At 69.8% G+C, this 13673-nt stretch carries 10 protein-coding genes; 5 read left to right on the top strand and 5 right to left on the bottom strand.

Annotated features, from left to right (window positions below):
* Window positions 1–7 precede the first annotated feature (7 nt).
* The 5 genes from P1V51_23275 to P1V51_23255 form a co-directional block, all read right to left on the bottom strand.
* Window positions 8–1666: an acyl-CoA dehydrogenase family protein gene (locus tag P1V51_23275; protein MDF1565976.1), complete on the bottom strand. Its 1659-nt coding sequence runs from the start codon at window positions 1664–1666 to the stop codon at window positions 8–10.
* A gap of 141 nt (window positions 1667–1807) precedes the next feature.
* Window positions 1808–2401 carry a DUF2239 family protein gene (locus P1V51_23270; GenBank protein MDF1565975.1) on the bottom strand — a complete coding sequence of 198 codons (594 nt, stop codon included), beginning with the start codon at window positions 2399–2401 and terminating at the stop codon, window positions 1808–1810.
* A 127-nt stretch (window positions 2402–2528) separates the two neighbouring features.
* Entirely contained in the window at window positions 2529–4754 is a 2226-nt protein-coding gene (locus tag P1V51_23265; protein ID MDF1565974.1) for an NADP-dependent isocitrate dehydrogenase, read from the bottom strand.
* A 156-nt stretch (window positions 4755–4910) separates the two neighbouring features.
* Complete coding sequence (locus P1V51_23260) at window positions 4911–5723, bottom strand: NYN domain-containing protein (GenBank protein ID MDF1565973.1); 813 nt, start codon at window positions 5721–5723, stop codon at window positions 4911–4913.
* A complete protein-coding gene (locus tag P1V51_23255) occupies window positions 5720–6412 on the bottom strand; it encodes an AgmX/PglI C-terminal domain-containing protein (protein MDF1565972.1) in 693 nt (230 codons plus the stop codon). The genes P1V51_23260 and P1V51_23255 overlap by 4 nt, the downstream gene beginning before the upstream one ends.
* A 91-nt stretch (window positions 6413–6503) precedes the next feature.
* Between P1V51_23255 and ccsA the strand changes: the two genes are divergently transcribed.
* From ccsA to P1V51_23230, 5 genes are all read left to right on the top strand, one after another.
* The gene (ccsA, locus tag P1V51_23250; GenBank protein ID MDF1565971.1) at window positions 6504–7277 is read left to right on the top strand and encodes a cytochrome c biogenesis protein CcsA; all 774 of its coding nucleotides are present in this window, start codon (window positions 6504–6506) and stop codon (window positions 7275–7277) included.
* Window positions 7270–7794, top strand: a complete 525-nt coding sequence (locus P1V51_23245) for a cytochrome c3 family protein (GenBank protein MDF1565970.1) — start codon at window positions 7270–7272, stop codon at window positions 7792–7794. The genes ccsA and P1V51_23245 overlap by 8 nt, the downstream gene beginning before the upstream one ends.
* A 643-nt stretch (window positions 7795–8437) precedes the next feature.
* A complete protein-coding gene (locus P1V51_23240) occupies window positions 8438–11572 on the top strand; it encodes a hypothetical protein (protein ID MDF1565969.1) in 3135 nt (1044 codons plus the stop codon).
* A 5-nt stretch (window positions 11573–11577) separates the two neighbouring features.
* A complete protein-coding gene (locus tag P1V51_23235; protein MDF1565968.1) occupies window positions 11578–12657 on the top strand; it encodes a hypothetical protein in 1080 nt (359 codons plus the stop codon).
* Between the two features lie 20 nt (window positions 12658–12677).
* A partial coding sequence (locus tag P1V51_23230) for a hypothetical protein (protein MDF1565967.1) occupies window positions 12678–13673 on the top strand: 996 nt, incomplete at its 3' end.

Genomic DNA, 13673 nt, shown 5'->3' with positions numbered 1-13673 from the left:
ACGGGGCCTACTCGGCCTCCGCGTCCTGTTCGTTGATGGCCCGGGCGACCTCGTCGAGGTCGGCGACCTGGCCGCCCATCGCCGAGTTGATGGCGGTCAGGCCCAGGTCCCTCTCGAGCTGGGGCATCTCCACCGGGCTCACGGCGTCGCCGCCGCGCAGCATCCGGATGGAGCCCTCGGCGATGGTGAGGGCGGTCTCCCGGGCGTAGACCCGGGCCATGGCCTTCAGCGCCTTGGGGGCGAAGTAGGCCGCGTAGCGCTCGCTGCCCTTGCCGGCGGCGTAGAGGGAGAAGTTCGCGGCCACCTCGGCCTTGGCCATGAGCTCGCCGAGGCGGAAGAGGTGGTGCTGGTGGCGGGTGAGCCTCGCGGCCCGGGCGCGCTCGACGGTCTCGAGGAGGGCGCGCAGGGCGAGGGCGGCGACGCTCGCGCCGACGGCGTCGTCCTCCCGGTGGAGGGTCTCGAGCCTCGAGGCCATCTGCCGGTAGAACTCACCCTTCTGCTGCAGGTGGGTCCGCCAGCGGTCGCGGGAGATCGTCCACTCCATGATCTCGCTGGTGCCCTCGTAGATGGTCGTGATGCGCACGTCGCGGCGGATCTTCTCGACCTGGTACTCGCGGATGTAGCCGTAGCCACCGTGGGCCTGCACCGCGGCGTCGGCGGCGGCGTTGCCCGCCTCGGTGGCGAGCAGCTTGGCGATGGCGCCCTCGGTCTGGAGCTCGGGCTCGCCGGCGTCGAGGCGCCGGGCGGTCTCGACGGTGTAGGCGCGGCAGGCCTCCAGCGTGGTGACGTGCGGCACGATGAGCTTGTGGGTGTAGCCGGGCTTCTCGCACAGGGGGGAGCCGGCCTGGATCCGCTCCCGCGAGTAGCGGATGGCGCGCTTCATCGCCGCGTCGCCCCCACCGAGGCCGAAGGCGGCGACCATCAGGCGGGTGAAGCCGAAGACCGACTGGGCGTGGATCAGGCCCTTGCCCTCGACGTCACCGAGGAGGTTCTCGACGGGGACGAAGACGTCCTCGATGGAGATGGGCGAGGTGTCCGAGGAGCGGATGCCGTGCTTGTCCTCGTGCTTGCCGGGCTCGAAGCCCTCGGTGCCACCCTCGACCACGAAGAAGGTCGGGCCGTCCGGGGCCATGGCGAGCACGGTGTAGATCGAGGCCACCGAGCCGTTGGTGATGAACTGCTTGGCGCCGTTGAGCTTGTAGCCCGTGATCCGATCGCCCTCCATCACCCGCTCGGCGCGGGTCTTGATGTTGGAGAGCTCCGAGCCGGCGAGGGGCTCGGTCACCGCGTAGGCGACGATGCGCCCCTCGGCGATCTTGCTCATCCACTTCTGCTTCTGGGCCTCGGTGCCGCCGACCACGATCGGATCGGTGCCGAGGAAGATCGCCAGGAAGGCGGTGGCGATGCCGAGGTCGGTGCGGGCCATGGCCTCGGAGACCCGGTAGACGTCGTAGGCGCCGCCGCCCAGGCCCTCCTGCTCCTCCGGAATGAAGAGGAGGTGCAGGCCGATGTCGGGGCCGAGCATCTCTTCGATGAGGGGCTTCGGGAACTCGTTCTTCGCGTCGAGCTCGAGGAGCTTCTCCGGCGGCATCTGCCGGTCGGAGAAGCGCTGCAGGGTGTCCAGCAGCATATCCAGGGTGTCTTGGTCGAGACCTTGCGAGGCCATGCGCTCCTCCGGCGAGATGGAGCTCCCGACGGGCCCAAAGAAGGGTCCCCGACCCCGGCCGCGGGAGCAGCGGAAAGGGCTTCCCTTCTCACGGCCCCCGGGGCCTTTCAAGACCGGGTGCGTCGAGGATCCCGGAGGCTCTCAGCCCTGGCGGGCGAGCGCCGCGGAGGCGCGCTCCAGGTAGCGCTCCAGCTGCTCGCGGATGTCGTGCGGCCAGTCGGCGACGAGGTCCCCGACCCGCGCCACGTCCTTCGCGTAGAGGGCTCGCAGCACCTCCTCGAAGCCCGCTCGATCGCCGCTGAGATCCGAGAGGAAGGCGTGGGCCGCGTCGAGGGCGCGGCGCAGGAGCGTCTCGGCCGGGACCTCCGCCTTGCGGGCCTCGTCCACCAGCCGCCGCAGGGTCGCGGAGGCGCCCCCCCGCTGGCCGGCGAGCCACTCCCAGTGGCGGGGGAGCAGGGAGATCTCCCGGGAGGTCACGCCCAGCTTCGGCCGCCCCGGACCCCGCTTGCTCGGAGGGGCGGCGGCGCCTCCGGGGAGCCGGGCCAGGGCCTCCTCGTCGGTGCCTCGCAGATCGAGGTCCAGCACCCGGCCGCTCTCGTCCTCGTAGAGGGCGATCCGGCCCTTCTCGCCCGCCTCCAGGCGGGCCTTCATGGCCATCGCGACCTCGGAGAGGGGACCGCGGGCGAGCAGGTGCTCGCCGACGAAGGCGACGTGGAGCTTCGAATCGATGTTCATGGGACGATTTATATCCGGGTAAAAATACTGAAGGCAATACTACCCGGGTAAAAAGTCCCGGAGACACGAAGGCCCGCACCACCTGAAGAGAGGCGGCGCGGGCCCGGGTGTCACGCTCCAGAGGGGTCTAGAGCGCGTCGATGACCTTGTTGAAGGTCTCGCTCGGCCGCATGGCCTTCTCGGTCTTGGCGTCGTCGAAGAGGTAGTAGCCGCCGACGTCGACGGCTTCACCCTGGCAGTCGATCATCTCCTGGGCGATCGCCTCCTCGTGCTTGCCGAGCTCCTCGGCGACCTCCTTGAAGCGGGCCTTGAGCTTGGGGTCCTCGTCCTGGGCCGCCAGCGCCTGCGCCCAGTAGAGGGCGAGGAAGAAGGTGCTGCCCCGGTTGTCGATCTCGTTGACCTTCCGCGAGGGGTAGCGGGCGTTCTCGAGGTAGGTGCCGATGGCGGTGTCGAGGGTCTTCGCCATCAGGTTCGCGGTCTCGTTGCCCGAGAACTTGGCGGCCTGCTCCAGCGAGGGCACGAGGGCGCAGTACTCGCCCAGGGAGTCCCAGCGCAGGTGCCCCTCCTTGAGGAACTGCTGCACGTGCTTCGGAGCGGAGCCGCCGGCGCCGGTCTCGAAGAGGCCGCCTCCCTGGAGGAGGGGGACGATCGAGAGCATCCGGGCGGAGGTGCCGAGCTCGAGGATCGGGAAGAGATCGGTGAGGTAGTCACGAAGGACGTTGCCGGTGACCGCGATGGTGTTCTCGCCCTTGCGGACGCGCTCGAGGGAGAACTTCATGGCTGCGCGCGGGTCCATGATCTCGATCGTGAGACCGGCGGTGTCGTGCTCGGGGAGGTACTTCTTCACCTTCTCGATGATCTGGGCGTCGTGGCCGCGGTTGGCGTCGAGCCAGAAGATGGCCGGCTCGCCCGAGGCGCGGGCGCGGGTGACGGCGAGCTTGACCCAGTCGCGGATCGGCTCGTCCTTGGCCTGGCAGGCGCGGAAGATGTCGCCCTTCTCGACGACCTGCTCGAGGAGGACCTCGCCGCTGGCGGCGTCGACGACGTTGATCTTGCCGCTGGCCGGCGCCTCGAAGGTCTTGTCGTGGGAGCCGTACTCCTCGGCCTTCTGCGCCATCAGGCCGACGTTCGAGACGCTGCCCATGGTGGAGGGATCGAACTGGCCCTTGGCCTTCGCGTCCTCGAGGATCTCCGCGTACATCGTCGCGTAGCAGCGATCGGGGACCATCGCGATGCAGTCCTGCAGCTCGTCGTCGTTGTTCCACATCTTGCCGCCGTCACGCACGACGTTCGGCATGGAGGCGTCGACGATGATGTTGTTGGGGACGTGCAGGTTGGTGATGCCCTTGCGGGAGTCGACCATCGCCAGGGCCGGCTGGGTCTCGTAGACCGCGGCGATGTCCGCCTCGATCTCGGCCTTCTTGTCGGCGGGCAGGCGGTCGAGCTTGTCGAGCACGTCCTGCAGGCCGTTGTTCACGTTGGCGCCGATCTCCTTGAGGGCGGCGGCGTGCTTGTCGAGGGCGGCGGCGTAGTACACCGAGACGGCGTGGCCGAACATGATGGGATCGGAGATCTTCATCATGGTCGCCTTGAGGTGCAGCGAGAGCAGGACGCCGTCCTTCTTCGCCTCCTCGATCTGCTCGGCGTAGAACTTCCGCAGCGCGGCGACGTTCATCACGGAGCTGTCTACAACCTCGCCCTCCTGCAGCTTCAGGCTCTCCTTCAGGACCTTGGTCTCGCCGTCGCCGACGAACTCGATGCGGACCTCGCCGGCGGCCTTCATGGTGATCGACTTCTCGGACGCGTAGAAGTCCTTGTCGTCCATGTGGGCGACGCGGGCCTTGGAGCCGGACTCGGGCCAGGGCTTCATCATCCGGTGCGGGTGCTTCTGGGCGAACTTCTTCACGCTGGTCGCGGCGCGGCGGTCGGAGTTGCCCTCACGCAGCACCGGGTTCACCGCCGAGCCGAGGCAGGCGGCGAAGCGCTTCTGCAGGGCCTTCTCCTCGTCGGTCTTGGGCTCCTCCGGATAGTCCGGGATGTCGTAGCCCTTCTCCTGGAGCTCCTTGATGGCGTCCTGGAGCTGGGGGATCGAGGCCGAGATGTTCGGCAGCTTGATGATGTTCGCCGCCGGCGTCTTGGCGAGCTCGCCGAGCTCGGTCAGGTGATCGGCGACCTTCTGATCGTCGGAGAGCTTCTCGGGGAAGTTGGCGATGATCCGGCCGGCGAGGGAGATGTCGCTCGTCTCGACCTCGATGCCGGTGCCCTTCAGGTAGGCCTGCACGATGGGGAGCAGGGAGTAGGTGGCGAGCGCCGGAGCCTCGTCGATCTTCGTCCAGATGATGCGTGCCGTCATGGGGGAGTCCTCGTGTCGAAGAGAAGGGACACGGCGCCCGAAGCGGTGGAGGGGAGGGCGCCGCGAGGGCCCCTCTATACTCTGGCTCAGCGCGTCATACAACGACGCGCCGGGCAGCTGCGTTCCCGGGCCGGAGGGAGGCCTCCAGACGGGGAATCAGGCCTCCTCGCCCAGCCCCTCGACGACGTAGCCGCCGCCCTTCTGGTCCTTGGTGAGGACGAGCAGACCCCGCCGCTCCGCCTCCTCGACCAGGTCGTTGAAGGTGCGGAAGCCGTAGTAGCCCTCGCTGAAGTTCGGCCGCTTGCGCTTGAGGGTCTGCTTCACCATCGAGGCGTGCGGCGGCTGATCGCGCTCGGCGAGCAGGGCCTCGACCTGATCGATGACCAGGGCGAAGGCCTCCTGGGGGTCGCCCTCTCCCTCGGCCGGCTTCTCGGTCCGGGCCGCGGCCTTCTTGCTCTTCCGGGCGCCGCCCGAGCTCTTCTTGCGGCGTCCCCGGCCGTCCTTCTTCTGGACCAGCTCGTCGTAGTAGATGAACTCGTCGCAGTTCTCGATGAGCAGGTCGCTGGAGGAGTTCTTCACCCCGACCCCGATGACCGTCTTGTCGTTCTCCCGCAGCTTGCTCACCAGGGGAGAGAAGTCCGAGTCCCCGCTGACGATCACGAAGACCTGCACGTGCTCCTTCGTGTAGCAGAGGTCCAGGGCGTCCACGACCATCCGGATGTCGGCCGAGTTCTTCCCCGAGTAGGAGACGTGGGGGATCTCGATGAGCTCGAAGGCCGCCTCGTGCAGGGGCCGGCGGTCCGCCTTGTAGCGGTCCCAGTCGGCGTAGGCCTTCTTCACCACGATCTTCCCCTTGTCGAGGAGGCGCTCGAGCACCAGGCTCACGTCGAACTTGTCGTACTTGGCGTCTCGCACGCCGATGGCGACGTTCTCGAAGTCCGCGAAGATGGCGAGGTTGGGGGTGCTCATGGGTTCTCCCTGTGCTCGAACCGGAAGGGGTAGGTGACGGATACCTTCCCGTCGGCGGGCGCCTCGAAGACGAGGTCGCCGAGGGAGGCTACCACGCAGCCGTCCAGGAAGGCGTTCCCCAGGCCGCTCTCCTGTACCTTGGCCGAGTCGATCACTCCCAGGGTGGGGTCATCGTGATCCGGGAGGATCTCGAACGCGACCGTGAGCTTCCCCTCCAGCTCCGGGTTGGCCAGGAGCCAGGCCTCGTAGCACTCCTTCACCGCCGGGAGGGCGGTCCGGATCGCGGCCTGGATGCCCTCACGATCGGTGGGGAAGGGGGCCGGGGGCGTCTCCTCGGGCACCGGCTCGCCTTGCGGCGCCATCGCCGCGCCCTCTCGCCCGGCGGCGTTGGCCTGCGCGCGGGCGATGATCTTGTCCATCGCGTCGAGCACGGGAGCCAGCTTCGCCGCCTGCTCGGGATCGAGCTTCGCGAGCCGGGGATCGTCCTCGGGGAGGGCCGGGGCGCCGGCCGCGGGCAGCTCGAGGACCGGCGAGACGAAGGTCGCCCGCCGATCGTCGTCCGGGGGAGGGCGGGGCGCCTCGCCGACGGAGGTCGAGGGGCCCTCCTTCGTGAGGGGCACCTCGTAGAGCAGGAAGAGGCCGGCGATCCCGAGGATCAGCGCGAGCCGGATCAGGATCCGTGCCTTCATGACCTTCGACTACTCCGGCCTCCCCGCGACGGCAACGCGCGCAGGGGGCGCCCCGGCAGGGTGGGTGTATGATCCCCTGCGGACCTCCACCATGATCGAGCTCGTCTTCTCCTGGATCACCCTCCTGGTCATCGCCGGCGCCGCGGTCGCCGCCCTCGGCCGCGATGCCCGGGCGGCCTTCTGGCTGCTGCTCGGGGCGGCCCTCTCGGCCTGCGCCGCGGCCGTGAGCCGGACGGTGATGGTCGGCCACCTCCCGAAGTTCGGCGTCTTCGAGACCTCCCTCGCGACAGCGGCGGTGGTCTGCCTCCACGCGGCCTGGATCGGGCGCAGGGCCGAGCGCATCGTGCCGGCGAGCATCGCCGCGCTGGTGGGCGGGGCGCTCTTGCTCCACGGCCTCTTCTTCCCCACCAGCCGGCTCCCCCTGACGATCTCCGAGCAGAGCCTCTGGCTCGATCTCCACGTGATCGCCGCCTGGCTCACCGCCGCGGCCTTCGCCCTCTGCGCCGGAGGCGCGATCTGGATCCTGCGCGCCGGCGGGAAGCCGGCCGAGGCCCTCACCACCCGCTCCCTGCAGGTGGGCTTCCTCTTCTCGTCCTTCCTGATCCTGGCGGGGGCCTACTACGGGCATCGCCTGCACGGGCACGCCTTCTCCCTCGACCCGGTCGAGCTGCTGGCGGTCATCTCCTGGCTGACCACCGCCTCGGTGCTGCACCTGCGGGCCTACCGGGGGCTCTCCGGGCGCCGCCTCGCCGCGCTCTCCCTGACGGCGGTCGTGGTGCTGCTGCTCTGGTACCGGGTCACGCCGCACCTCGCGCCGGCGAGCACCTTCCACATCATCGACGTGGAGGATCGCCTCCATGGCTGACGCCGGGGAGCGCGAGGGTCGGGCCCGCCTGCTGCGAGTGCTCGCCATCGGCGCGGGCGTGCTGGTCCTCGTGGGACTGCTCGGCGTGCTCCTCCTGCGGGACCGGACGCCCGAGCGCCGTCCCCCGGCCTACGTCGTCCCGGCCCCGCCCCCACCGGTGATCGGAAGCGGCGAGGCGCCCGACCCCCACGCCCTCACCCCGGGGGACGCCACCGACCCCCTCTGTCTCGGCTGCCACGCCGACTCGCGCACCGGCTCGCTCAAGGAGGCCACGGTGCGCGCCACCTGCGAGGGGTGCCACCTCCCGGATCCCGCGAAGCCGAACGCCCAGCACGAGCACCCCCTCGACGTGCGGGTGATGCCGCAGATGACCGCGAAGCTCGAGACGCCGCCCCCCCTCGGTCCCGGCCGGATGCTCACCTGCACCAGCTGTCACGATCCTCACGAGACGCGGCGACCCTACCTGCGCGGTGGAGGCGCCACCGAGGCCTGTTCGGTCTGCCATCCGGGTCACTGAGGAGCGCAACACGCTAGGCAGCGATCTGCCGGATGTCAGGCGAGGCTCCAGGAAAAGGAGTCCGGCCGATCACCTGGAGCGGGGTGCCCTGCCAGATCGAACGCGTTCACGCAAGGCCGAATAGCGTGAAATGACCCTAACGCAAATTTTGCCCAGATGGCGCCGGGAGAGGCAGGAAGGTGCGCGAAAGCCCCGGCGGATCCGCTCCTGAATCGGATGGGTTTCCTTCGATCTGGGCCAAATCCCCGTTCATTGGCCCGAGGGCCCGGAAGATCGGGTCATATGACCCAGGATCTCGGCCGGGAGCTCGCGGCCGCGGCCGATCCCGGCCTGGATGGCGTTCAGAAGTGAACCCGGATCGAGCCTTGCTACTTATAGAGGCCCGGTGGGAGCAGTGACGAGCCAGCCAGGGCCTCTGGATCGCCCAGAACAGCCCGATATCAAGCATCAGCGACCCTGCGACCAGCTTCAGGAGGGCGGAGGGAAGGCTGCATCCTCGCGCAGGAACTGCGGGTGGGTAAAGGTGCGGATTTTCACGACAATCATCCTGGGGCTCGCACTTTCCGCGCCAGCGGCCGTTTTCGCCGGTGGGCTGGGCAATGATCCGCCCATCGTCGACAGCGTCACGGCGAGCCCGACCGCGGTGAATCCGGGCGGCGCGGCCACGCTCACCTGCCTCGCGCACGACGTGGACGGCATCATCGAGACCTACCGCTGGGTCGCGAGCGCCGGCGTCTTCCCCGACGGGAGCGCGGACGTCACCCTGCCCGCGTCGACCGGCGGCAGCATCGTGTGGACCGCCCCGTCGGCGGAGGGCACCTACACCCTGACCTGCACCGTGCGGGACAACGGCGGCCCCTTCGGCGGCAACCTCACGGCGAGCGGCAGCACCACCGTCGACGCCGTGCTCGGCGCCAACATGCCCCCGAGCATCGACAGCCTGGTCCTGGACCGGCAGCGGGTGCTCTCCGGCGAGACCATCTCGATCCTCGCCACGGTCTCCGATCCCGAGGGCGACGCGGTCTCCGCCACCTGGACCGCCAGCGGCGGCCTCCTCTCCGGCACCGCCGACGCCACCCCGCTGCAGGTCACCTGGACCGCGCCGGCCAAGGCCGGGCGCTACCTCGTCACGCTCGCCGTGAGAGACACCGGCGGCGGGACCACGACGCGCTTCATCGAGGTCTTCTCCGCGCTGGCCATGCCCGCGGGCCGCCTGCACGGTGACTGGGACGTCTCGACGCCTCGCAGCATGGCGATGCTGGGCGACGACCTGGTCATCGTCGATCAGCGCCGGCGGAACCTGCTGATCCTGAACCCGCTGGGCCGGGTGAAGGTCGAGCGCGTGCTGCACGGTGACCCCATCACGATGGCGGGTGGGGACGAGCTGGTCATCGGGATGCGTGGTGAGGCTCGCCTGCGCCGCTACGATCGCTTCGGCCGGCCCCTCGAGCCCTTCGAGTCGACCTTCGGCGGGCTGGGGGTGACCAACCTCAAGCGGGATCCGGCCACGGGCGGCCTCTTCATCACCTCCCTCGAGGCCAAGCAGGTGCGCCTGGTGCAGCCGGGCGAGGCTGCGCGCCTCACCTTCTCGGCCTGCGGCGGAGTGGGGATGATCCGGCCGGCGGTGGCCTGGCGGTCGCCGAGCGGCGAGATCGTCGTCGCGCAGAGCGGCGCCGCCGAGCAGGACCAGATCTGCATCTACTCCAGCCAGGGCACCTTCCAGCGCTCGCACGTCCGGATGGGCTCGGTCGAGGGGCGGCTGAGCACCGTCTCCGACCTCACGGGCCACGGCGAGAACCAGTTCTTCGTCGACAGCTTCCAGGGCGAGCTCCGGGTCTTCGATCCGGCCGGCGTGGATCTGGGCAGCGTGGGCCAGCACGGCGACTACGCGGGGGGCCTCTACCGGCCGCACTCGGTGGTCATCGATCCCTGGAAACGGATCTTCGTCTCGTCCTACGGGGCCGGCACGATCGAGGTCTTCCACCTCCCCGGCTGGAGCGTGCCCGAGCGCGCCGGCGACGCCGACTTCGACGGCATGCCCGATGCCTGGGAGCTGGCCAACGGGCTCGATCCGAACTCGCCCCGGGACTTCGCCTACGATCCCGACGGCGACGGCCTGCTGAACCTCGAGGAGCTCGAGGCCGGCACCGATCCGCGCAACCCGGACACCGACCGCGACGGTATGAACGACGGCGACGAGGTGGCGGCCGGGCTCGATCCCCTCGACCCGACCGACAACCTGCCGGTGGCCTTCGCCGGCAACGACCGCCGCTCGGCGCCCGACGTGATCACCCTCGACGGCTCCCTCTCGGTGGATCCCAACGGCGACGCGCTCACCTACCGCTGGACCCAGCGCTCCGGCCCCGAGACCGTCCTCTCCGAGGCGCGCGCGGGCGAGCGCATCGAGCTGCCCCTGAAGGCGGCGGGTGACTACCTCTTCGAGCTGAAGGTGAACGACGGCCACGCGAACTCGGCGCCCGCGACCGTGCGGATCCGCGTCGACGACGTGGGGCCCCTGGCCGCTCCGGGGCCCGCCGTCCACGCGCTGCCCTCCGAGGAGATCGTCCACCTGCCGGGCACGCTGGCCCGCGACGCCAACGGCGATCCCGTGGGCGCGACCTGGACCGAGCTCCTCACCGGCGCGACGGCCTCGCCCGACTTCGACGGCGTCCTCACGTCCGCGGGCCGCCACCCCTTCGAGCTCACCGTCAGCGATGGGCTGCACACCGACAGCGCTCGCGTCGAGGTCGTCAGCCTCGAGCAGGACGGACAGCTCGCCCGGGCGACCATCGCCGGCGCCCCGGCGACGGGCTGCTTCGAGGCCGAGGTGGGCGTCCCGCTCCACCTGCAGGCCGAGCCCTTCGGCAGCGGCGTGGCGCTCTGGGAGCAGCAGGCCGGCATCCGGATCCCGGCCCTCCCGGCGGTGGGCCGCGCGGTCACCCTGGTCGCGCCGGCGGCCGGCTACTACGAGCTGGACCTCCTGGTGGAGCGTGGCGGCCTCACCTCCGTTCCCCACGGGGTCTGCCTGCTCGTCGACTCGCCCATCGCTCATGCCCCGCGGGCCGTGGTGGAGGCGCCGGCCGAGGCGATGACCCTGGACACCGTCCTCCTCGACGCCCGGAGCTCCTCCGACCTCGATGGCGAGCCGATCAGCTGCACCTTCGACCAGGTCGGCGGCCCCCGGGTCGTCCTCCAGCGGGACCCCGGCGGCCTGATGGCCACCTTCCGGCCGATCACCGCGGCGATGCACCGCTTCGAGGTGCGCTGCAGCGACGGCAGCCTGGTCTCGAACAAGGTCGAGGTGAGCATCGCCGTCGACGCCGCCGACGATCACCTGCCGCGCGCCCGGGCCAGCGTGGCCGTGGGCACCCCGCGCGTCGGCCGGCAGATCGTCCTCTCCGCGAGCTACTCGACCGACGCCGACGGAGACGCCCTCCAGGCGGTCTGGGTGCAGACCCGCGGCCCCTGGCTGCGGCTCCTACCGGGCCTCAACGGCGCGCGCCGCTTCGTGCCCATGACCCCGGGGGCCTACGCCTTCGAGCTCTGGGTCCACGACGGGCTGCACTGGGGTGTGACCGACACCCTCGAGCTCGAGGTCCGCGGCAACAGCACTCTCCCCGGCGATCCCCGGCCCACCGGCGATGGCTTCGAGACCAGCCCGCTGGTCGAGCCCGAGCGCGTGCGCCAGATCCGCGACGCCTCCCTGGACCAGATCAACACCTCGGAGCGGAGCCGCAGCCCCGAGCTCGATCGTCCTCGCCTTCCCCCCGTCCGCTGAACTCCATGACCCTGCGCCTCCAGAAGATCCTGGCTCCCCTCGCCGCCCTCCTCCTCTGGGCCGGGCCGGCGCTCGCCTCGGATCCGCCGCACAACCAGGCCTCGACGGGCATCAACTGCGCCAACTGTCACCAGGGCCACCGGGGCCGGGGCATGAGCCTGACCACGGTCGACGGCAACAAGCACGCCTGCCTGAGCTGCCACAAGGACGCCCAGACCCACCTGGCGGCCTTCAACGAGGCGGACCAGGCGAACCAGGTCACGAAGACCGGCCTCCATCACCGCTGGGACACCGGGCTCGCCGGCTACGTCCTGAAGACCAGCACCGCGAACGGCTCCACCGGCGAGATCGAGTCGGGCGGCGCCTTCAGCGGAAGTGGGGTCAAGACCTACACCGTCACCATCAGCCAGACCGGCTCGGACACCGCCGCCCGCTTCGACTGGACGGGCGTCGGTTCGGCCGGGGGTGCCGGGACCAGCGTGCTCTGCGGCACCGACGTGGTGCTCAACGAGGGCATCACGCTCAGCTGCAAGCCGGAGCCCTTCGCCGACGCGGTCGGCTCCTGCGGCCAGTTCTTCTGTGCCGGCGACATCTTCACCGTCGAGGTCAGCAGCAGTGTTCCGCTGCCTCAGGGTGGTTCACCCCTTCGCCTCATGGAGGGGAAGGTTTCCTGTTCAACCTGTCACAATCAGCACCTCCAGACGGCCGCCTCGCACACCTCGCGCACGGTGAACGGGGACCTCTGGAAGCATTTCATGGCGATCGATAACGATGCAGGTCAGTTGTGTCGGGAGTGCCACACTGACCGATTCCCCGACTCGGGGGACCCCAACTATCCATTCGATCTAACCCGATCCCATACCACGACGAATCGTAGCCATCCCGTGGGCGTAGTGCTGAACGCCAACGGGAAGGGATACGACCGTGCCGTGCCGCTGGACGCCAACGGAGGCGTGCAGGGTACCGGTGAAGCGGATGGGATCAGCTCGAACGATCTGCTGCTCGGCGCCGGGGGCGTGGTGACCTGTCTCACCTGCCATGGGGTCCACTCGGGGGCAGCGGACAGCAACTCTCAGACAGAGTGATGCCCTTACTCGAGGTCCAAATGAACAAGCGCACTCCCACGCTGCTCACGATCGCCGCTTGCGCGCTGGCGGTCGTCTTCTCTCTCCTTCCCCGAGAGGCTGTGGCTTGGCCGACCAAGTACACGTCCTGTACGAGCTGCCATACCACCGCAGGCACGGGCGTCACGCTGACCACCGCCATCGATGGCACCCTCGGCACCTCGGTCACGGTCGCCCCTGGCGGGAGCTTCGAGATCGACTTTCGGGCCCAGAACATGGCCCAGGACACCTTCATCGCCTTCGAGCTCGGGGTCCCCACGGGCTGGACGGTGGGCGTCGGCACCGCGAACAGCCCCGCCATCTCGGCGTGGAACAGCGTGTGGGACGCCGCCGGAGGCGCGGGCTGGTACGGGGCCAAGAACCAGTCGTCCACCCCCTACAGCATGGCCACCCAGTTCCCCAACAGCCCGGACGGGCGGGTCTCCATGTACGACCTGACCACCTGGAGCAACAACGGCCGTGGCGCGGCCTGCGACAACTACAATGTCTCCACCCTCTGCACGGAGGGGACGGACCACGACGGCCTGTACGCGACGATGGGGGTCGACGCGATCGTGAACGTGCCGGGCGGAGCGACGCCGGGGGCCTTCACCGTCGTCCTCAACGCCATCGGCCACAACAGTGCGTCCAAGGCTTACGCCACCCAGACCATCTCGGTGACGGTCTCGGCGGGAGATTCGACCACGCTCTCCGACGGCACGAATCCAGGGAGCGCGACGATCGCGCCCGGGGGAGGGATAACGGCGCTCGATGGGTTCCACCTGCAGGCCTCGGGGACCGCCGACACGGTGACGGGCCTGGACGTGACCCTCTCGGGCAGCTCGGCCTACGTGGCGCAGGTCGAGGTGCGCAGCGGGACGACCTGCGGCGGCACGCCCATCGGCTCGGACATCACGCCCACCGGTGAGGTGTGGAGCATCGCCGGGACCCTGCCGGCGAGCCTCGCCGGCAACGACTACACCGTCTGCCTCACACCG

The organism is Deltaproteobacteria bacterium, from assembly GCA_029210625.1.
Taxonomy (GTDB): domain Bacteria; phylum Myxococcota; class Myxococcia; order SLRQ01; family SLRQ01; genus JARGFU01.
This window is presented reverse-complemented; position numbering and strand designations above follow the sequence as displayed.

Bases quoted from the DNA above. Each gene is read 5' to 3' on its own strand.
- P1V51_23275 (MDF1565976.1), bottom strand. From the start codon at position 1,666: ATGGCCTCGCAAGGTCTCGACCAAGACACCCTGGATATGCTGCTGGAC.
- P1V51_23270 (MDF1565975.1), bottom strand. From the start codon at position 2,401: ATGAACATCGATTCGAAGCTCCACGTCGCCTTCGTCGGCGAGCACCTG.
- P1V51_23265 (MDF1565974.1), bottom strand. From the start codon at position 4,754: ATGACGGCACGCATCATCTGGACGAAGATCGACGAGGCTCCGGCGCTC.
- P1V51_23260 (MDF1565973.1), bottom strand. From the start codon at position 5,723: ATGAGCACCCCCAACCTCGCCATCTTCGCGGACTTCGAGAACGTCGCC.
- P1V51_23255 (MDF1565972.1), bottom strand. From the start codon at position 6,412: ATGAAGGCACGGATCCTGATCCGGCTCGCGCTGATCCTCGGGATCGCC.
- ccsA (MDF1565971.1), top strand. From the start codon at position 6,504: ATGATCGAGCTCGTCTTCTCCTGGATCACCCTCCTGGTCATCGCCGGC.
- P1V51_23245 (MDF1565970.1), top strand. From the start codon at position 7,270: ATGGCTGACGCCGGGGAGCGCGAGGGTCGGGCCCGCCTGCTGCGAGTG.
- P1V51_23235 (MDF1565968.1), top strand. From the start codon at position 11,578: ATGACCCTGCGCCTCCAGAAGATCCTGGCTCCCCTCGCCGCCCTCCTC.